Source organism: Nitratireductor soli (genome assembly GCF_001050155.1).
GTDB lineage: Bacteria > Pseudomonadota > Alphaproteobacteria > Rhizobiales > Rhizobiaceae > Nitratireductor > Nitratireductor soli.
Window position 1 is genome coordinate 360,976 of record NZ_LFVY01000001.1, and the last position, 19,107, is coordinate 380,082.

General features: G+C 66.1%; 18 protein-coding genes. 14 read left to right on the top strand and 4 right to left on the bottom strand.

Translation table 11 applies throughout. The features are described 5' to 3' along the window. The first annotated feature begins 39 nt into the window (after positions 1-39). Both tolB and pal read left to right on the top strand, forming a co-directional pair. Positions 40-1,353 (top strand): Tol-Pal system beta propeller repeat protein TolB, encoded by a 1,314-nt coding sequence (tolB, locus tag AB843_RS01745; protein WP_048645036.1) that lies wholly within the window; start codon positions 40-42, stop codon positions 1,351-1,353. A 171-nt stretch (positions 1,354-1,524) separates the two neighbouring features. Next, positions 1,525-2,031 (top strand): peptidoglycan-associated lipoprotein Pal, encoded by a 507-nt coding sequence (pal, locus tag AB843_RS01750; protein ID WP_048645037.1) that lies wholly within the window; start codon positions 1,525-1,527, stop codon positions 2,029-2,031. A gap of 78 nt (positions 2,032-2,109) precedes the next feature. Here pal and rpe read toward each other — a convergent pair whose 3' ends face one another. The 3 genes from rpe to AB843_RS01765 form a co-directional block, all read right to left on the bottom strand. Continuing rightward, positions 2,110-2,778, bottom strand: a complete 669-nt coding sequence (rpe, locus tag AB843_RS01755; RefSeq protein ID WP_048645038.1) for a ribulose-phosphate 3-epimerase — start codon at positions 2,776-2,778, stop codon at positions 2,110-2,112. 116 nt (positions 2,779-2,894) lie between these two features. Next, on the bottom strand, positions 2,895-3,593 hold the full coding sequence (locus AB843_RS01760; RefSeq protein WP_048645039.1) for a histidine utilization transcriptional repressor HutC: 699 nt from the start codon (positions 3,591-3,593) through the stop codon (positions 2,895-2,897). Beyond that, entirely contained in the window at positions 3,590-4,957 is a 1,368-nt protein-coding gene (locus tag AB843_RS01765) for a formimidoylglutamate deiminase (protein ID WP_048645040.1), read from the bottom strand. The genes AB843_RS01760 and AB843_RS01765 overlap by 4 nt, the downstream gene beginning before the upstream one ends. 120 nt (positions 4,958-5,077) lie before the next feature. Between AB843_RS01765 and hutI the strand changes: the two genes are divergently transcribed. From hutI to AB843_RS01825, 12 genes are all read left to right on the top strand, one after another. Continuing rightward, positions 5,078-6,286, top strand: coding sequence for an imidazolonepropionase (gene hutI, locus AB843_RS01770; RefSeq protein WP_048645041.1), 1,209 nt, complete (start codon positions 5,078-5,080; stop codon positions 6,284-6,286). Then, positions 6,283-7,824, top strand: coding sequence for a histidine ammonia-lyase (gene hutH / locus AB843_RS01775; protein WP_048645042.1), 1,542 nt, complete (start codon positions 6,283-6,285; stop codon positions 7,822-7,824). Before hutI ends, hutH begins: the two co-directional genes overlap by 4 nt. Positions 7,825-7,993: 169 nt before the next feature. Further along, on the top strand, positions 7,994-8,797 hold the full coding sequence (gene hutG, locus AB843_RS01780; RefSeq protein WP_048645043.1) for an N-formylglutamate deformylase: 804 nt from the start codon (positions 7,994-7,996) through the stop codon (positions 8,795-8,797). Between the two features lie 4 nt (positions 8,798-8,801). Next, positions 8,802-10,475 (top strand): urocanate hydratase, encoded by a 1,674-nt coding sequence (gene hutU, locus AB843_RS01785; protein ID WP_048645044.1) that lies wholly within the window; start codon positions 8,802-8,804, stop codon positions 10,473-10,475. Between the two features lie 25 nt (positions 10,476-10,500). Then, the gene (locus AB843_RS01790) at positions 10,501-11,592 is read left to right on the top strand and encodes a TRAP transporter substrate-binding protein (protein ID WP_048645045.1); all 1,092 of its coding nucleotides are present in this window, start codon (positions 10,501-10,503) and stop codon (positions 11,590-11,592) included. Positions 11,593-11,647: 55 nt separating this feature from the next. After that, a complete protein-coding gene (locus tag AB843_RS01795; RefSeq protein WP_048645046.1) occupies positions 11,648-12,157 on the top strand; it encodes a TRAP transporter small permease subunit in 510 nt (169 codons plus the stop codon). Next, a complete protein-coding gene (locus AB843_RS01800) occupies positions 12,154-13,704 on the top strand; it encodes a TRAP transporter large permease (protein WP_048645047.1) in 1,551 nt (516 codons plus the stop codon). The genes AB843_RS01795 and AB843_RS01800 overlap by 4 nt, the downstream gene beginning before the upstream one ends. 137 nt (positions 13,705-13,841) lie before the next feature. Beyond that, entirely contained in the window at positions 13,842-14,837 is a 996-nt protein-coding gene (gene dgcN / locus AB843_RS01805; protein WP_048645203.1) for an N-acetyltransferase DgcN, read from the top strand. A gap of 104 nt (positions 14,838-14,941) precedes the next feature. Continuing rightward, entirely contained in the window at positions 14,942-16,594 is a 1,653-nt protein-coding gene (locus AB843_RS01810; protein WP_048645048.1) for an alpha/beta hydrolase, read from the top strand. 147 nt (positions 16,595-16,741) lie between these two features. After that, positions 16,742-17,428, top strand: a complete 687-nt coding sequence (locus AB843_RS01815) for a glutathione S-transferase family protein (RefSeq protein ID WP_048645049.1) — start codon at positions 16,742-16,744, stop codon at positions 17,426-17,428. Then, positions 17,429-17,785 carry an ArsR/SmtB family transcription factor gene (locus AB843_RS01820; protein WP_048645050.1) on the top strand — a complete coding sequence of 119 codons (357 nt, stop codon included), beginning with the start codon at positions 17,429-17,431 and terminating at the stop codon, positions 17,783-17,785. Beyond that, complete coding sequence (locus tag AB843_RS01825) at positions 17,782-18,261, top strand: SRPBCC family protein (protein ID WP_048645051.1); 480 nt, start codon at positions 17,782-17,784, stop codon at positions 18,259-18,261. The genes AB843_RS01820 and AB843_RS01825 overlap by 4 nt, the downstream gene beginning before the upstream one ends. 43 nt (positions 18,262-18,304) lie before the next feature. On the opposite strand, the gene AB843_RS01830 is transcribed toward AB843_RS01825, so the two are convergent. After that, positions 18,305-19,105, bottom strand: coding sequence for an FAD binding domain-containing protein (locus AB843_RS01830; RefSeq protein WP_048645052.1), 801 nt, complete (start codon positions 19,103-19,105; stop codon positions 18,305-18,307). Between the last annotated feature and the right edge of the window lie 2 nt (positions 19,106-19,107).

Below are 19,107 nucleotides of genomic sequence, written 5' to 3' on the forward strand. Positions count from 1 at the left end.
GGGACCGTGGCCTAACCAAAGCGGGAGAGGCAAGAGCAAATGCAGAATCTGATCAAGACCACCTTCATGATCGCGGCGATGGCTGCGGGGTTGGCGATGGCCACCCTGCCGGCACGGGCGCTGGTGGAGATCGACATCAACAAGGGCGTCGTCGAGCCGCTGCCTGTGGCCATCACGGAGTTCATCTCCGCCGATGGGAAGGGCGCCGAGATCGCTGGCGTCATCGAGGCGGATCTCAGGCGCTCCGGCCTGTTCGCACCGATCGAGAAGGAGGCCTTCATCGAGAAGATCTCCAACCCGGACGCCGCGCCGCGTTTCCAGGACTGGACGGTGATCAATGCCCAGGCGCTGGTCACCGGCAAGGTGTCGGAGACCGGCGATGGCCGGCTGCGCGCCGAGTACCGCCTGTGGGACACCTATGCCGGCCAGCAGCTTGTCGGCGAGCAGTTCTTCTCCAGCAAGGAGAAGTGGCGACGCATCGCCCACATCATCGCCGACAGCATCTATCAGCGGCTGACGGGCGAAACCGGCTATTTCGACACGCGCATCGTCTATGTGGACGAATCGGGGCCGCGCAACAACCGGGTCAAGAAGCTCGCCATCATGGACCAGGACGGCGCCAACCAGCGCTTCCTGACCGATGGCCGGGCGATCGTGCTGACACCGCGCTTCTCGCCGACACGGCAGGAAATCACCTACATGTCCTATGAGGGCGGCCAGCCGCAGGTCTATCTGCTGCAACTGGAGACGGGCCAGCGCGAACTGGTCGGTAATTTCCCCGGCATGACGTTTGCCCCGCGCTTCTCGCCCAACGGGCAGAGGATCGTCATGAGCCTGTTGCGCGACGACGGCAATTCCAACATCTTCGCCATGGATCTGCGCAGCCGCAACACGACGCGGCTGACGACATCGAACGCCATCGACACCTCGCCCTCCTATTCGCCGGACGGCAGCCAGGTGGTGTTCACCTCCGACCGTGGCGGAAGGGCGCAGATCTATGTGATGGGCGCCGAGGGCGGCAATCCGCAACGCATCTCGTTCGGCGACGGCACCTATTCGACGCCGGTCTGGTCGCCGCGCGGCGACCTGATCGCCTTCACCAAGCAGACGGGTGGCGAGTTCCAGATCGGCGTGATGCGCACCGATGGCTCGGGTGAGCGCATCCTGTCTTCGGGCTTCCTGCAGGAGGGACCGACCTGGGCGCCGAACGGGCGGGTGCTGATGTTCTTCCGCCAGCCGGCCGGTTCGGCCGGGCCGCAGCTCTTTTCGATCGATCTGACCGGCCGGCACGAGCAGAAAATCCCGACGGCCAATTTCGGCTCCGACCCGGCCTGGTCGCCGCTGCTGGAGTAGCTGTGGCCCGACATGCCGCGTTTCCGCCGTATTTTGAGCTAGTTTGCGCTCGATAACGGTCGAAATGTGCGACCGGAAAGGATTTGTTAACCGCGTTTTTTGAGGGGTCCTTAACGGCAACGTGGTTACTGATCGTTGAACAAAATTTCTCTAATTTGAAGGAGAGGCGGCATGCGCTCTATCGCAGCTATCGCCAGAAATCCGGCCTGCATCGCCTTAATCGCGGCGCTTGCCGTTGCCGGTTGTGCGAACAAACAGGTCCCCAACAATGCGGCCGATCTCGGCCTTGGCGCCGGTGGCGCCGGCGCTCCCGGTTCGCAGCAGGAATTCACGGTCAGCATCGGCGACCGGATTTTCTTCGACACGGATTCGTCGGTCATCCGCGCCGATGCGCAGGGCATTCTGAGCCGCCAGGCCCAGTGGCTCGGCAAGTACAGCAGCTATTCGATCACCGTCGAAGGCCATGCGGACGAGCGCGGTACGCGCGAGTACAATCTGGCGCTGGGCGCGCGGCGCGCCGCGTCGGCCCGCGACTTCCTGGTGGCGCGCGGCGTTGCGGCAAACCGCATTCGCACCATCTCCTACGGTAAGGAACGTCCGGTCGCCACTTGCGACGACCTGTCCTGCTGGACGCAGAACCGCCGCGCCGTCACGGTGCTCAACGGCGGCAGCAGCTAAGCCCGATTTCAGTCAACGGCCAATAAAAAGCCGCGCGTCCGAAAGGGCGCGCGGCTTTCTTTTTGTCGCCAGATCGGCTCAGCCGGCGGCCTGGCGGATGGCGGCGATGTTCTTCGCGTAGGCCTGTTCGCCATCGCCCTTGAAGACGGCGGAGCCGGCGACCAGCACATTGGCGCCGGCGGCGACCACGGCGCCGGCCGTCTCCGGCGAGACGCCGCCATCGATCTCGATGTCGATCGGCCGGTCGCCGATCAGCGCCTTGATGCGGCGGATCTTTTCCACCACCGACGGGATGAACGCCTGGCCGCCGAAGCCGGGATTGACGGTCATCAGCAGGACGAGATCGAGCTCGTCGAGAACGTATTCAAGGACATTTTCCGGCGTCGATGGGTTCAGCGACACGCCGGCTTTCTTGCCGAGATTGCGGATCGTCTGCAGCGAGCGGTGCAGATGCGGGCCGGCTTCGGCGTGAACGGTGATGATGTCGCAGCCGGCATCGGCAAAGGCGGCCAGATAGGGGTCGGCCGGGGCGATCATCAGATGGCAGTCGAACACCTTGTCGGTGCGGCCGCGGATCGCCTTGATGATCGGCGGGCCAAACGTGATGTTGGGCACGAAATGGCCGTCCATCACGTCGAGGTGTATCCAGTCGGCGCCGGCATTGGCGACGGCCTCGACCTCATCACCCAGGCGCGAGAAATCGGAAGACAGGATGGAGGGGGCGATGAGCGTTTGGCGGGCGGTCATGGGCAGGCTTCCGGAAACGATGAAAACAAGCCTGCCCTACAGCATCGGCCACAGAATCGGAACCGCTTTTCGTGCGGATGCCGGACATTCCGTACATTCCGTTCCGCCGTGAAATGCTAAAGCTGGGTCACCATGCGGTGCGAGGACGGGTGCACCATATGCACCAGCGTGATCGGCTCGGCGCGCATCCAGGTGATGCGCTCGCCGACGAAGACGGGGTCGCCCTGGCGGATCTGCAGCAAGCCGGCTTCCTCGGCGCTCGCTGCCGCCGCCATGAAGGTGAACTCGGCGTTGGAGAAGGGCGCATGGCCGACCAGCCATTCGTTCGGGCTGACATTGCTGAAATCGGCGTTGCGCGTCGCCGGAACGGCATCCGGATTGATCCAGCGATCCTCGAACTGATAGGGGACGCGGTCGGCCATGTGGAGGCAGCGTACGTGGATCAGCATCGAGGCCGTGCGCAGGCTGAGCCGCGCGCAGATGACTTCGGGCGCCAATTCGTCTTCGCAGCTCAGGAGCTGGTACTGGTATTCCGAGCCGCGCGCCTCGATTTCCTGGCGGACCCGGGGAATGATGAAGCGCGCCTCGCGCACGGGATGCAGGGCCACACGCGTGCCGGCGCGGCGCTTGCGCTCCAGCACGCCGGCGCGGGCGAGTTCCTGCAGGGCGCGGTTGACGGTGGCGCGGGCCGCGCCGAATTCGCGCGCCAGCGTCTCTTCGCCGGGGATCAGCGCGCCGGGCAGCCAGATGCGCTCGGCGATGCGGCGCGACAACTCGTCGCGAATGGTGCGGAAGGAGGCGCGTTCGGGGCTCACAGCAAACCCATCAACCTTTCCAGTGCGGTGGTGTAGCGCGCGGCAATCGCTTCGCGCGCCACGTGCCGGCCGCCGCGTACGCGATGCCGGCCGGCCGACCAGAGGTCGGTGACGGCGTCATTGCCGCCGGTGAAAAGCCAGCCGTCGAGAATGCCGTCATCGGCCATCATGCCTGCGAAGGACGCCGGCTCGACGGCCACCAGATCGGCCCATTTTCCGGGCTGCAGCGACCCCGCGTCGCGGCCGAGCGCGCGGGCGCCGCCGGCCAGTGCCGCGTCATAGAGTGTGCGGCCCGACGATTGGCCGTGGGCCGGCAGCACCGCGCGGGCGCGATCGCGCAGGCGCTGCGAGTATTCGAGCTGGCGCAGTTCCTCGGCGACTGTGATGCGGATGTTGGAATCCGAGCCGATGCCGAGCGTGCCGCCGGCGGCGCGGAATTGCGGCCCGTTGAAAATACCGTCGCCGAGATTGGCTTCCGTCACAGGGCAGAGGCCGGCGACCGCACCCGTCCGCGCCAGGTTTCTGGTCTCGTCATCCGTCATGTGCGTACAGTGGATGAGACACCAGCGTTCGTCCACCTCGAACTCGCCGAGAAGCCATTCGACCGGGCGTTTGCCGTAGGCAGCAAGCACTTCCTCGATCTCGGGCTCCTGCTCGGCGATGTGCATGTGGAAGGGAGCACCGGGCCGCATGGCGCATGCAGCCCGCAGATCATCGCGGGCGACCGCGCGCAAGGAATGGGGGGCAACGCCCAGCCGCGTATCGGCCGGCAGCCCGTCAACGCAGTCCTCGGCGCGCGCCAGCAGTTTCTCGAAACCGGCAAGATCGTTGCCGAAGCGCTGCTGCCCGCCCTTCAACGGGCGCTTGTCGACGCCACCATGGCGATAGAGCACCGGCAGCAGTGTCAGGCCGATGCCTGTCTGGGAGGCGGCAGCGGCGATGCGCGCCGACAATTCGCCGATGTCGGCATAGGCAACGCCACCCGGCTGGTGATGGACGTAGTGGAACTCGGCCACTGCCGCAAAGCCCGCCTCCTGCATTTCCATGAAGGCAAAGGCGGCGACCGTCTCGATGTCGTCGGGCGAAAGCAGGTCCAGGAAGCGATACATGATCTCGCGCCAGGTCCAGAAGCTGTCGCGGCCCTGCGGTCCGCGCCGCTCGGCCAGCCCGGCCATGGCCCGCTGGAAGGTATGGCTGTGCAGATTGGCGGTTGCCGGCAGAAGCATCGGCACTTGCGTTGCGCCGCCGCCGGGTGTCGAATCCGGTGTCACCCGGGCGATACGACCCGCATCGTCGATCTCGATCGCGACATTCTTGCGCCAGCCATTCGGCGTGAGGGCGGTTCGAGCGAAAATGGCTTGCATGGAGCGTTTTTCCTGGATTAGATATGTCTAGACATAATAACATAAAACCTAGACAATAAAACAACGATAGACAAGCGTGGCCAAACGACGGGCCTGATATTCAGGGAGGTGTCCCCAGGGATGAAGCAGAGTGTCATCACGGGAATCCGCTTGGCAAGCATGCAGCAGGGCGGTGCGCCTTATGGTCTGGTGGAGGATGCGGCGATCGCGTTGGCCGGCGGCAGGGTTGCCTGGGCCGGCGCTTCGTCGGCGCTTCCCGCCACCTGGAACGGCGTCGAGCGGTTTGATTTCAAAGGCCGGCTGGCAACCCCGGCGCTGATCGACTGTCACACGCATCTGGTGTTCGGCGGCAATCGCGCGCGCGAGTTCGAGATGCGGCTGGAAGGCGCCAGCTACGAGGAGGTGGCGCGGGCCGGCGGCGGCATCGTCTCCACCGTGACGGCTACCCGCAAGACGGGCGAAGACGCGTTGGTCGAGGGCGCGCTGAAGCGGCTCGACGTGCTGATCGCCGAAGGCGTGGCGACGGTCGAGATAAAGTCCGGCTACGGGCTGACCGTCGAGGACGAATTGAAGATGCTGCGCGCGGCGCGCCGGCTCGGGCAGATGCGTCCGGTCCGGGTGAAGACCAGCTATCTGGCGGCTCATGCCGTGCCGGCGGAATACCGCGACAGGCCCGATGCCTATATCGACGAGGTGGTTCTGCCGGGGCTGGACGCCGCGCACGCGGAAGGGCTGGCCGACGCGGTCGACGGATTCTGCGAAGGCATCGCCTTCTCGCCGGCCCAGATCGCCCGCGTCTTCGACAAGGCGCGGCAACTCGGCCTGCCGGTCAAGTTGCATGCGGAGCAGCTTTCCAATCTGGGCGGAGCGAAACTGGCTGCCTCTTATGGGGCGCTGTCGGCCGATCATCTGGAATATCTCGACGCCGAAGGCGTGGCGGCGATGGCCGCGGCCGGCACGGTCGCCGTGCTCCTGCCCGGCGCCTTCTACACGCTGCGCGAAACGCAGCATCCGCCGCTCGCGGCGCTCAGGGAAAAGGGCGTGCCGATCGCCATTGCCACCGACTGCAATCCTGGCTCATCGCCGCTCGCCTCGCTGCTCCTGACGATCAACATGGCCTGCACGCTGTTTCGCATGACGCCGGAAGAGGCGCTGGCCGGCGCCACGCGCGAAGCCGCCCGCGCGCTGGGCCTGGCCGCCGAGACCGGCACAATCGAGGCCGGCAAGCGCGCCGAGATCGCCATCTGGGACGTCGAGCACCCCGCCGAGCTGGCCTACCGCATCGGCTTCAACCCGCTTCATCACCGTATCATGGGAGACATTGAATGACGCTTGTGCTGAAACCGGGAAAGGTCACCATCCGTGACCTGGAGCGCATCTGGCGCGAGATGCTGCCGGTCCGCCTCGATCCCACCTGTCATCCGGGCATTCAGGCGGCGGCGAAGCGCATCAGCGACATCGCCCGCGGCAATGAAGCGATCTACGGCGTCAACACCGGCTTCGGCAAGCTGGCCAGCGTCAGCATCCCACCGCACGATGTGGAGACGCTGCAGCGCAATTTGATCCTGTCGCATTGCTGCGGCGTCGGCGTGCCGTTCAGCGAAACCATCGTCCGCCTCGTCATGGCGCTGAAGCTCCTGTCGCTGGGGCGCGGCGCATCGGGCGTGCGGATGGAACTCATTACCCTGATCGAGGAGATGCTGGCGCGCGGCGTCATTCCGGTCATCCCCGAAAAGGGCTCGGTCGGCGCATCGGGCGACCTGGCGCCGCTGGCGCATATGGCGGCGGCCATGATGGGCGAGGGCGAAGCATGCTTTGCCGGCGAAAGACTGCCGGCAGCCGCGGCGCTCGCCAAGGCCGGACTTGAACCGCTCGTCTTCCAGGCCAAGGAAGGCATCGCGCTGATCAACGGCACGCAGGTGTCGACCGCGCTGGCGCTGGCCGGCCTGTTCCGCGCGCATCGCGCGGCGCGTTCGGCGCTGATCACCGGCGCGCTGTCGACCGACGCGGCGATGGGCTCGCCGGCACCGTTCCACCCGGAAATCCACGCCCTGCGCGGCCATCAGGGGCAGATCGACACGGCAGCCGCCCTGTCGGCGCTGCTCGACGGCTCGGAAATCCGCGAAAGCCACATCGAGGGTGATACGCGGGTGCAGGATCCTTATTGCATCCGCTGCCAGCCGCAGGTGGATGGCGCCTGCCTCGACGTGCTGCGCCAGGCGGCGCGCACCTTGGTCATCGAGGCCAATGCGGTGACCGACAATCCGCTGGTCCTGTCGGACGGGCAGGTGGTGTCCGGGGGCAATTTCCACGCCGAGCCGGTGGCGCTGGCCGCCGACCAGATCGCGCTGGCCATCTGCGAGATCGGCGCCATCGCCCAGCGGCGCATCGCGCTCCTGGTCGACCCGGCCCTGTCGTTCGGCCTGCCGGCCTTTCTGGCCAGGAAGCCGGGGCTGAACTCCGGCCTGATGATCGCCGAGGTCACCTCGGCGGCGCTGATGTCGGAAAACAAGCAGATGGCGCATCCGGCCTCGGTCGATTCGACACCCACTTCGGCCAACCAGGAAGACCATGTGTCGATGGCCTGCCACGGCGCGCGGCGGCTGACGCCGATGAGCGAGAACCTGTTCGGCATCATCGGCATCGAGGCGGTGACGGCGGCGCAGGGCGTCGATTTCCGCAGCCCCCTGAAGACCAGCGCCGAGCTCCGCAAGGCGCATGCGGCGATCCGTGCGGTGGTTCCGGAGCTGGAGGAGGATCGTTTCCTGGCGCCCGATCTAGAAAACGCCATCGAGCTGGTGCGCTCGGGCAAGCTGAACGCCAGCGTCTCGGCCGGCGTTCTGCCGGAACTGAGGAGTGAGCCGTGATGTTGGCGATTGGCCTTATGGAGATGGTGCTCGCCCCTCACCCTTACCCTCTCCCCGCCTGCGGGGAGAGGGAGACGTCGGCGTTGCGGCCATCCTCCTTCTCCCCGTTCACGGGGAGAAGGTGCCGGCAGGCGGATGAGGGGCGGGCGTCGATGCGGGAGGCTCGCGCATGACCCCCGTCGAAATCCGCCAGGGTTCCTCACCCGTCATCCTCGGCCTGCCGCACACGGGCACCCATGTGCCGGAGGCGATCCGCGCGCGGCTCAACGCGCACGGCAGGCTTTTGACCGACACGGACTGGCACATCCACCAGCTCTATGACGGCCTGCTCGACGGCGTCACGACCGTCCGGGCAACGTTCCACCGCTACGTGATCGACGCCAACCGCGATCCATCCGGCGCCAGTCTCTATCCCGGCCAGAACACGACCGGCCTCGTGCCGCTGACCGATTTCGACGACAAGCCGATCTGGAACGCCGGGGACGAGCCGACGGCGCGCGACACGGCCGAGCGGCTGGCCGCTTTCCATGCGCCCTATCATGCGGCGCTTGAAGCCGAGATTGCCCGGGTGAAGGCATTGCACGGCGTGGCGATCCTCTACGATTGCCATTCGATCCGCTCGCACTGCCCGTTCCTGTTCGAGGGGCGGCTGCCCGATTTCAACATCGGCACCGATGGCGGCAAGACCTGCGCGCCGCAGATCGAGGCGGCGACCGCCGAAATCTGCGCGGCGGCGGAGGGCTATACGAGCGTTCTCAACGGCCGCTTCCGCGGCGGCTGGACGACGCGCCATTACGGCCGGCCGGAGACCGGCGTCCACGCCATCCAGATGGAGCTGGCGCAGGCGACGCATCTCGCCTCCGAAACCCTGCCCTTCGCCTATGATCCGGACAAGGCCGCGCCGCTGCGCGGGCATCTGAAAACCATTCTGGCGCGTCTCGATGAGATCGCGCTGTCGATGAAAGAGGACTGAAGCCATGACCAATCCACGCCACAACATCCGTGACGTGAAAGCGCCGCGCGGCACCGAGCTGAACGCCAAGAGCTGGATGACGGAAGCGCCGCTGAGGATGCTGATGAACAATCTGGACGCGGAAGTGGCGGAGAACCCGAACGAGCTGGTGGTCTATGGCGGCATCGGCCGGGCGGCGCGCACCTGGGACGATTTCGACCGCATCGCCGCGACGCTGAAGACGCTGGAGGAGGACGAGACGCTGCTCGTCCAGTCGGGCAAGCCGGTCGGCGTGTTCCGCACCCACAGGGACGCGCCGCGCGTGCTGATCGCCAATTCCAACATCGTGCCGCACTGGGCGAACTGGGATCATTTCCACGAACTCGACCGCAAGGGGCTGATGATGTACGGCCAGATGACGGCCGGCTCGTGGATCTACATCGGCACGCAGGGCATCGTGCAGGGCACGTACGAGACCTTCGTCGAGGCGGGTCGCCAGCATTATGGCGGCGACCTTAAGGGCAAGTGGATCCTGACCGCCGGGCTCGGCGGCATGGGTGGCGCGCAGCCGCTCGCCGCCGTCATGGCCGGCGCCTCGTGCCTGGCCATCGAGTGCGACGAGACCCGCATCGATTTTCGCCAGCGCACCCGTTATGTGGACGAGAAGGCGACCTCGCTGGACGAGGCGCTGGAGATGATCGACCGCTGGACGAAAGCCGGCGAGGCCAAGTCGGTCGGCCTGCTCGGCAACGCCGCCGACATCGTGCCGGAGATGGTGCGGCGCGGCATCCGCCCCGACATGGTGACGGACCAGACCTCGGCGCACGATCCGATCAATGGCTACCTGCCGAAGGGCTGGTCGCTGGCCGAATGGCGCGACAAGCGCGAGAGCGACCCGAAGGCGGTCGAGAAGGCCGCGCGCGCCTCGATGCGCGAGCATGTGGAGGCGATGGTCGCCTTCTGGAACCAGGGCATTCCGACGCTCGACTACGGCAACAACATCCGCCAGGTGGCGAAGGAAGAAGGGTTCGAGAACGCCTTCGCCTTCCCCGGTTTCGTGCCGGCCTATATCCGCCCGCTGTTTTGCCGCGGCATCGGCCCGTTCCGCTGGGCGGCGCTGTCGGGCGATCCGGAGGACATCTACCGGACCGACGAGAAGGTGAAGGAGCTCTTGCCGGACAACGCGCATCTGCACCGCTGGCTCGACATGGCGCGCGAGCGCATCGCCTTCCAGGGCCTGCCGGCGCGCATCTGCTGGGTGGGCCTGGGCGACCGGCACAGGCTCGGCCTCGCCTTCAACGAGATGGTGGCCAGCGGCGAATTGAAGGCGCCGGTGGTGATCGGCCGCGATCATCTGGATTCCGGCTCCGTCGCCTCGCCAAACCGCGAGACGGAAGCGATGAAGGACGGTTCCGACGCCGTGTCCGACTGGCCGCTGCTCAACGCGCTGCTCAATTGCGCCTCGGGTGCCACCTGGGTGTCGCTGCACCATGGCGGCGGCGTCGGCATGGGTTTTTCGCAGCATTCGGGCATGGTGGTCTGCGCCGACGGCACGGAAGACGCGGCGCGGCGGCTCGAGCGCGTGTTGTGGAACGATCCGGCGACGGGCGTCATGCGCCACGCCGATGCGGGATACGAGGAAGCACTGGACTGGGCCCGGGAAAAAGGCTTGCGGCTACCGGGAATTCTGGGAAACTGACGTTTCAAAACAAGAGGGGAATCCAATGAAACGGCGTCAATTCTTAAAGACTGCCGGCATCGCCGGCGTTGCGACGGGGCTTGCCGCCCCGGCGATCGCGCAGGACAAGCGCACATGGACGATGGTCACGGCCTGGCCGAAAAACCTGCCTGGGCCGGGCGTGGCGGCGCAAATGCTGGCCGACCGCATCACCGCCTTATCGGGCGGACGGCTGGAGGTGAAACTGCACGCGGCCGGCGAGCTGGTGCCCGGCAATGGCGTGTTCGACGCCGTCTCGGAAGGCACGGCTCAGCTCTACCATGCGGTGCCGGCCTATTGGGGCTCGAAGTCGCGCGGCATCCTGCTGTTCGGCTCGCAGCCCTTCGGCCTGCGCGCGGATGAGCAGCTCGGCTGGCTGATCCATGGCGGCGGCCAGGCGCTGTATGACGAGATCTACGGCCGGTTCGGCCTGAAGCCGTTCCTGTGCGGCAATTCCGGGCCGCAATGGCAGGGCTGGTTCCGCAACGAGATCCACTCGGTCGACGACCTGAAAGGCCTGCGCTTCCGCACCACGGGCCTTGCCTCGGAAATGTGCGCCAAGCTCGGCATGGCCGTGCAGGCGATGGGCGGCGGCGACATGTTCCAGGGCTTGCAGTCGGGCACCATCGACGCCGGCGAGTTCATCGGCCCGTGGAGCGATTCCGCCCTCGGTTTCTACCAGGTGGCGAAGAACTACTACTGGCCGGGTGTCGGCGAGCCGTCCTCGGCGGAGGAGTGCGTGGTCAACAAGGCGGCCTTTGACGAACTGCCGGCGGATCTGCAGCAGGCCGTCTCCTATGCCTGCGAATCGCTCTACAATCCTGTCTGGACGGAATATTCGACCAAGCACGCGGCGGCGCTGAAACAGCTCGTCGCCGAGCAGGGCGTTCAGGTCCGGCAATTGCCGCAAGACGTGATCGTCGCCATGGGCAATGCGGCCGGCGAGGTGATCGCCGATCTGCGCGAGGATGACGACGAGCTGGTCAAGCGCATCGTCGAGAGCTTCCTCGCCTACCGGGCGAACATCGCCGAATACATGGTCTATGCGGATAACGGGCAGATGAACGCCCGCGCGCTGGATTACAAGTACGGCGGTTGACGGGACCGGACGGGCCGGGGCACCCTCCGGCCCGCTTCATTCGAGGATTTTCAGCATGTTGCAGATGGCGGACAGGCTCGACCGCGTCAACCTGGCCGTGGGCGCAGTGGTGCGCTGGCTGGCGCTGGCCCTGGTGCTGACGCAGTTCGGCACGGTGGTGCTGCGCTACGTGTATGGCGTCAGCTTCATCTTCCTGACCGAAACCGTGCTCTACATGCATGCGGCGCTGTTCATGCTGGCGGCCGGCTTCACGCTTCTGGTCGACGGGCATGTGCGGGTCGATATCTTCTACGGCAAGCTCGACCCGCGCGGAAAGGCGCGCATCGATGTGTTCGGCGTGCTCGGCTTCCTGCTGCCGTCGATGCTGATGATCGCCTGGTTCTCCTGGCCCTCGGTGCACAATTCGTGGAAGATCATGGAGGGCGCCATTTCCGTCGGCGGCATTCCCGCCTCCTTCCTTCTGAAATCACTGATCCCTGCCTTCTGCGTGCTGCTCATCATACAGGGGCTCGCCTGCCTCTTGCGTGACTTGGCGCGCCTTTCGGGGGACGGAACCCCCGCATGACATTACCGCTCGATATCCTGATGTTCGCCGGGCTGATCGCCGCCATCCTGGTCGGCTACCCCGTTTCCTTCATGCTGGCCGGTACTGCGGCGCTGTTCGCGCTGGTCGGCTGGATGGCCGGCCAGCTCGATCCAATGCTTCTCGGCGCGCTGGGCCAGCGCGTTTTCGGCACGCTGACCAATGATGTCCTGATCGCCATTCCGCTGTTCGTCTTCATGGGCGTGGTGCTGGAGAAGAGCCGCATCGCCGAGGAACTCCTCGAGACGATGGCGCGCCTGTTCGGCGGCGTGCGTGGCGGGCTCGGCGTCTCGGTGATTCTGGTCGGCGCACTTCTGGCCGCCTCGACCGGCATCGTCGGCGCGACCGTGGTGGCGATGGGGTTGATCGCGCTGCCGACCATGGTGCGCAGCGGCTACGATCCGAAGCTCGCGTCCGGCATCGTCTGCACGTCGGGCACGCTCGGCCAGATCATCCCGCCCTCGACCCTTTTGATCATCCTGTCCGACGTGATGTCGAACGCCTACCAGCAGGCGCAGTACACGCAGGGCAAGTTCACTATCGAGACCATCTCGGTCGGCCAGGTCTTCGCCGCCGCGCTTCTGCCGGGGCTGACGCTGGTGGCCGTCTACATCGCCTATCTGCTGACGCGGGCGACCCTGTCGCCGCATGTCGCGCCGGCGCTCGCGGAACCCGGCGACCGCCCGACTGCGGCGGAAATCCTGCGCGCAATCGTGCCTCCGGTGCTCCTGATCGTCGCCGTGCTCGGGTCGATCCTCGGCGGCGTCGCCACGCCCAGCGAGGCGGCCAGTGTCGGCGCTGTCGGTGCGCTGCTGCTGGCCGGCGTGCGCAGCGAGGGCAATGGCCGGATGATCGTGCTGGGGGCGGCCGCACTCGGCCTCGTCGCCGTGCTTGCCGGGCTGTTTCCGGTGCGCCTGCAGCGCAGCGATGCCGGCATCCTGCAATGGGCGCTGGCGGGGCTGACCACCGGGCTGGTCCTGTTCGGCATTGCCGCCATCGTCATCTCCATTCGCCGCGCCGCCAAACGCGGCATCCTGACGCCGATCGTCACCTCGACCATGACTGTGACGGCGATGATCTTCGCCACCATCCTGGCAGCCAGCGTGTTCTCGCTGGTGTTTCGCGGCCTGGGCGGGGACATTCGCGTCGAGCAGCTCCTGCATTCCCTGCCGGGCGGGCCACAGGGCGCGCTGGTGTTCGTCATGGCGATGATCTTCGTGCTCGGCTTCTTCCTCGATTTCGTCGAGATATCCGTCATTGTCCTGCCGCTCGTGGCGCCGGTGCTGATCCTGATGGGGCATGATCCCCTGTGGCTGGCAATGCTGATCGCCATCAACCTGCAGACCTCGTTCCTGACGCCGCCCTTCGGCTTCTCGCTGTTCTATCTGCGCGCCGCGGCGCCGAAGGAGATCACCACCGGGCAGATCTATCGCGGGGTGATGCCGTTCATCTGCCTGCAGATCGTCGGCGTGGCGATCATCTGGTTCCTGCCGTCCATCGCCACCTGGCTTCCGGACCTGGTGTTTTGATCCAGGGTTGACGCATCGCCGGGCCACTGCTTGACAATGGCCGGTGCTTTGCCGCTTGTGCCTGGTTGCCGCAGCCGCCTCCCGGTCCATTTGTGGCTCCACCTTGCCGATCCACAACGCAAAGAGCAATGACCGCCATGTTGAAGACGCCCTATCTCCTGTTTCTCGGCGATGCGCAGGATGCGCTGACGGCCAAGGTCGCCCAGGGCATCAAGGACTGGAGGCCGGAATTCTGCGTCGGGCAGTTGCGCCTCGATGGTTGCAAGGCCGATCTCGGGTTGCAGGACATGACCATAGCCGAGGCAAAGGCCGCCGGCGCCAGGACCCTGGTGGTCGGCGCGGCCAATCGTGGCGGCGTCATTTCGCAAAGCTGGATCGCCAGCCTTGTCGAGGCGGCTGAAGCGGGCATGGACATCGCATCGGGCCTGCACAACCGCCTGACGGCGCAGAAGGCGCTGGTGGACGCCGCGCAGAAGGCGGGCGTCGGCCTGTTCGATGTGCGTGTGCCGCAGGAGGACTACCCGATCGCCGACGGCAGGAAGCGTCGGGGAAAGCGTTGCCTGGCTGTCGGGACGGATTGCTCGGTGGGAAAAATGTACACTGCTCTCGCCATGGAGCGCGACATGCGCGATCGCGGTATAAAGGCGCAGTTCCGCGCCACCGGCCAGACGGGCATCCTGATCACCGGCTCGGGCGTGCCGCTCGATGCGGTGGTGGCCGATTTCATGGCCGGTGCGGTCGAACAGCTCACCCCCGACAATGATGCCGATCATTGGGACCTGATCGAGGGGCAGGGCAGCCTGTTCCACCCATCCTTCTCCGGCGTCACCATGGCGCTGATCCATGGCGGCCAACCCGATGCCCTGGTGCTGTGCCATGAGCCGACCCGCACCCATATGCGCGGCCTGCCGCATTACGGACTGCCTTCCCTCGAGGCCTTGCGCGACCTGTCTGTGGAGACGGCGCGCATCGTCAATCCCGATGTCAAGGTGGTCGGCGTCTCGGTCAACACGGCTGCCTTGTCGGTGGAGGAGGCGCAAGCCTGCCTGCAGGAAATCGAGGCGCGCATGGACCTGCCGACGGTCGACCCATTCCGCGACGGTGCGGGCCGCCTGGTCGACGCGCTCGCCTGATCCCCGAGCCGGCGGCAACCCGGTGTTGCCATGCCTGCACCAACGCTTCACTCTATCGCGCAATGGGTCCGCGTGTCGGGCGGCGGTACGGATGAGGCATAGCGATGGTCGATCTGCCGGTTGAGCGCCACAGGCGCATTTGGCAAACCTTCTCGGTGGTCGGGCTGTGCCTCGGCACGTTGTTCTTTGCCGCCTCGCTGACGCCGTCGCTGCTGCCGCGCGCCTATTTCGTGCAAGGGATCCTGTCCGGCGCGTCACTGGCGTTGGGCTATGGTCTCGGTGTCTTCGCCGTCTGGCTGTGGCGCTATCTGGAGCTGCCGGAGCCACGGCGGTCGCCGCGCCTCTATGGCAAATGGGCAATGGCGCTGCTTTGCGTGGCGGTCGCCATGCTCTTCCTGTGGAAGGCGGCCGGCTGGCAGAACTCGATCCGCGACCTGATGGGGCTCGCGCCGGTCGACACAGCGCATCCGACCAAGGTCGGCGGCATCGCGTTCGTGCTTTTCCTGCTGCTCATCGGCATTGGGCGCGGGCTGAGCCGCGTTTATTTCCTTATTTCGGGTTGGCTGAAGCGGTTCATGCCGCGCCGCGTCGCCTATGTGCTGGGCTTTGTCCTGGTCGGCCTCCTGGCGGCCTCATTAGTCGACCGGGTGCTTCTGCGCTACGCGCTGCGTGTGGCGGATTCGGCCTATGCGGCGCTCGACGCGCTGTTCGAGGACGGCATCGAGCAGCCGGGCGACCCGCTCAAGACCGGCGGCCCCGGCTCGCTGATCGATTGGGACACGCTCGGCCGCACGGGCCGCAGCTTTGTCGTCGAGGGGCCGAGGGGCGAGGAAATCGCCGCCTTCACCGGCCGGCCGGCATTGGAGCCGATGCGCGTCTATGTCGGCCTGCGCTCGGCCGAAAGCAGCGCTGCGCGGGCCAGGCTGGCGCTGACGGAACTGGAGCGCATCGGCGCTTTCGAGCGTTCCGTCCTGGTGGTCGTCGCGCCCACCGGCACCGGCTGGGTCGACCCGGAGGGGGCCGATACGCTCGAATATCTGCATGATGGCGACACGGTGATGGTCGCCCAGCAATATTCCTACCTGACGAGCTGGCTCTCCCTGTTGATCGAGCCGAGCTATGGCGCGGAGGCGGCGCACGACCTGTTCCGCGAGGTCTACGCCCGTTGGAAGACCCTGCCGAAGGAGACGCGGCCGAAACTCTATCTCTACGGGCTCAGTCTCGGCGCGCTGAGTTCGGAGCAGTCGAGCGAGCTGTTCGACATCCTTGCCGATCCGTTCCAGGGCGCACTATGGGCCGGTCCACCCTTCAACAGCCGCATCTGGCGTTCCGTCACCAGGGACCGCAACACCGGTTCGCCCGCCTGGCTGCCGCGCTTCCGCGACGGGTCGGTGGTGCGTTTTACCGCGCAGGAGAATGCGCTCGACATCCCCGGCGCCGTCTGGGGGCCGCTGCGCGTCGTCTACCTGCAATATGCCAGCGACCCCGTGGTCTTCTTCGACCCTCTCGCTTGGTATCGTCGGCCGGCCTGGCTCATCGGCGCGCGCGGGCCCGACGTGTCGCCGCAACTGCGCTGGTATCCGATGGTCACCTTCCTGCAATTGGCGCTCGACATGGCGCTGGCGACGACGGCGCCGCTCGGCCACGGGCATCTCTACGCCCCCGAGCACTATATCGACGCGTGGATGGCCGTCACCGACCCGCAAGGCTGGCCGCCCGCCGAGATCGAGCGCCTGAAGGCGGCGCTCGCCAAGTGACGTCGCTGACGGAGCCTGGCGCGGCCGGCCGCGTGGTATAAAAACTTCACCGTTTGGGAAAGTAATTATTGACGAAGGCTGCGCGGATAAATAGTTTCCCATTTAGCGAACTATTGAGCATCGCCGCTCGGACCATCGAGGCTTCCCATGACCCTGACGCTTTACCAACACCCGCTCGCTTCCTTCTGCCACAAGGTGCTGATCGCCCTGTATGAGAGCGGCACCGTTTTCGAGCCTTCCCTGGTCGACCTGGCCGATCCCGATTCCTCCGCCGCGTTCCTGGACCTGTGGCCGGTCGGCAAGATGCCTGTGCTGCACGATGCGGCGCGTGGGGCGACGGTGCCGGAGACCAGCATCATCATCGAATATCTCGACCAGCATTATCCGGGCCGGCTGCGGATGATCCCCAAGGATCCGGAAGAAGCGCTGCAGACGCGGTTGTGGGACCGCTTTTATGATCTCTATGTCAGCGTGCCGATGCAGACGATCGTCGGCGATCGCCTCCGGCCGGCCGACGCCAAGGATCCGCACGGACTCAACGCCGCGCGGGCGACCCTCGACATGGCCTACGGGATGATCGCGCGGCAGATGGAAAGCCGCGAATGGGCAACCGGAACGCATTTTACCATGGCCGATTGCTCGGCCACGCCGGCGCTGTTCTACGCCGGCATCGTGCATCCCTTCGGCGTGGGGCACGAGACGGTTGCGGCCTATTTCGAACGGCTCATCGCGCGCCCTGCGGCCAGGCGGGTGCTTGACGAGGCGCGGCCCTATTTCGATATGTTCCCGTTCCGCGAGGCGATGCCCGAGCGGTTTCTCAAGGAGGACGCATAGGTGGCCGCCGCTCAGGCCGGATCGCTCGACCGGTTGTTCCATGCATTGTCGGATGCCAACCGGCGGGGCATGGTCGACCGGCTGGCGCGCGGGCCGGCCTCGGTCAAGGAGCTTGCCGAGCCGGGATCGCTCGCCCTGCCGTCGGCGATGAAGCATCTGCGCGTGCTGGAGGAGGGCGGGCTGGTGCGCTCGCAAAAAAGCGGGCGCGTGCGGACCTACAGCATCGAGCCGCATGCGCTTGGCCGCGTCGAGGCCTGGCTCGCAGAGCGCAAGCGCGGCCTCAACCTTCAGTTCGACCGGCTGGAGGCGTATCTTGCCGATGGCGACGCAGCAGAACCGACGGGAACGGAAGCATGAGCGAGCGGTCCGAGGCACACACCACCTTCGTTATCGAGCGGCGCCTGCCGGCACCGCCGCGGCGGGCCTTCGCCGCCTGGTCGCGGGAGGAGGCCAAGCGCGCCTGGTCGTCCTGCCACAACGATCTCTACGATGTCGATTACGGGCTGGATTTCCGCGTCGGCGGAACAGAGCACAACCGGGCGCGCGAGGCGGGCCGCGACGTCTTCATCTACGAGGCCCGCTTCCTCGACATCGTCGAGAACCATCGCATCGTCTACGCCTATGAGATGCGGCTCGGCGAGAAGCGCGTTTCCGTTTCGCTGGCGACGGTCGGTTTCAAGGCGGAGGGCCAGGGCACGCGGATGATTTTCACCGAACAGGTGGTCTTCCTCGATGGCAATACCGACAGTCTCGAGCAGCGCCGCATCGGCACGGAAGAAGGCTTCGAGCGGCTGGAGGCACTGCTTGCCGGGGAGGCGGCGGTGAAGCATTAGAGCATTTTTTTGCAGTCAGGTAATTCCACCTAACTGCAAAACTCTAGCCGTTCGCCATGACCACGGCGCGCTTGGCCATGGCGACGATCAGACCGGCGCGGTAGGCGGCCGAGGCGTGGATGTCGGTCATCAGCGCATCGGCGGGAACATTGATGCCGTCAAGGGCGGCGGGGGAAAAGTCCTTCGCCAGGGCCTCTTCCACCTCGGCGCTGCGGAACACGCCGTCGTCGCCGGCTCCCGTGACGGCGGCACGGACCGCACCGCCGTCCTGGACAACGAAGACGCCCGTCATCGCATAGCGCGATGCGGGGTTGGGGAATTTAGCATAGCCCGCCTTGGCCGGCGCGTCGAAGCGCACCGCGGTGATGATCTCGTCTTCCTCCAGCGCCGTCTCGAACAGGCCGGTGAAGAAATCCTCGGCGACGATCTCGCGCGCATTGGTGAGGATGGTGGCGGACATGGCCAGCATGGCGGCCGGATAGTCGGCGGCGGGATCGTTGTTGGCCAGCGAGCCGCCAATGGTGCCCATATGGCGCACATGCGGGTCGCCGATCAGATTGGCGAGGTGGCAAAGGGCCGGGCAGATTTTTTCGATATCCGCATTCGACGCCACTTCGGCATGGGTCGTGCCGGCGCCGATCGTCACCGTCCTGCCGGAAACGGAAATGCCTCTCAGCTCGGCGATGTGGCGCAGATCGACCAGGTCGGAGGGCGCGGCAAGCCGCGTCTTCATCGCCGGGATCAGCGTCTGCCCACCGGAGATCAGCTTGCCGTCATCGGCATCCTTGAGCAGCTTCAGCGCCTCTTCGAGCGAGCCGGCGCGGTGATAATTGACCTCATACATGG

Excerpts from the sequence above, each read along its gene's own strand:
- tolB (WP_048645036.1), top strand. The coding sequence starts at position 40 with ATGCAGAATCTGATCAAGACCACCTTCATGATCGCGGCGATGGCTGCG.
- pal (WP_048645037.1), top strand. The coding sequence starts at position 1,525 with ATGCGCTCTATCGCAGCTATCGCCAGAAATCCGGCCTGCATCGCCTTA.
- rpe (WP_048645038.1), bottom strand. The coding sequence starts at position 2,778 with ATGACCGCCCGCCAAACGCTCATCGCCCCCTCCATCCTGTCTTCCGAT.
- AB843_RS01765 (WP_048645040.1), bottom strand. The coding sequence starts at position 4,957 with ATGCAAGCCATTTTCGCTCGAACCGCCCTCACGCCGAATGGCTGGCGC.
- hutI (WP_048645041.1), top strand. The coding sequence starts at position 5,078 with ATGAAGCAGAGTGTCATCACGGGAATCCGCTTGGCAAGCATGCAGCAG.
- hutH (WP_048645042.1), top strand. The coding sequence starts at position 6,283 with ATGACGCTTGTGCTGAAACCGGGAAAGGTCACCATCCGTGACCTGGAG.
- hutG (WP_048645043.1), top strand. The coding sequence starts at position 7,994 with ATGACCCCCGTCGAAATCCGCCAGGGTTCCTCACCCGTCATCCTCGGC.
- hutU (WP_048645044.1), top strand. The coding sequence starts at position 8,802 with ATGACCAATCCACGCCACAACATCCGTGACGTGAAAGCGCCGCGCGGC.
- AB843_RS01790 (WP_048645045.1), top strand. The coding sequence starts at position 10,501 with ATGAAACGGCGTCAATTCTTAAAGACTGCCGGCATCGCCGGCGTTGCG.
- AB843_RS01795 (WP_048645046.1), top strand. The coding sequence starts at position 11,648 with ATGTTGCAGATGGCGGACAGGCTCGACCGCGTCAACCTGGCCGTGGGC.
- AB843_RS01800 (WP_048645047.1), top strand. The coding sequence starts at position 12,154 with ATGACATTACCGCTCGATATCCTGATGTTCGCCGGGCTGATCGCCGCC.
- dgcN (WP_048645203.1), top strand. The coding sequence starts at position 13,842 with ATGTTGAAGACGCCCTATCTCCTGTTTCTCGGCGATGCGCAGGATGCG.
- AB843_RS01810 (WP_048645048.1), top strand. The coding sequence starts at position 14,942 with ATGGTCGATCTGCCGGTTGAGCGCCACAGGCGCATTTGGCAAACCTTC.
- AB843_RS01815 (WP_048645049.1), top strand. The coding sequence starts at position 16,742 with ATGACCCTGACGCTTTACCAACACCCGCTCGCTTCCTTCTGCCACAAG.
- AB843_RS01825 (WP_048645051.1), top strand. The coding sequence starts at position 17,782 with ATGAGCGAGCGGTCCGAGGCACACACCACCTTCGTTATCGAGCGGCGC.
- AB843_RS01830 (WP_048645052.1), bottom strand. The coding sequence starts at position 19,105 with ATGTATGAGGTCAATTATCACCGCGCCGGCTCGCTCGAAGAGGCGCTG.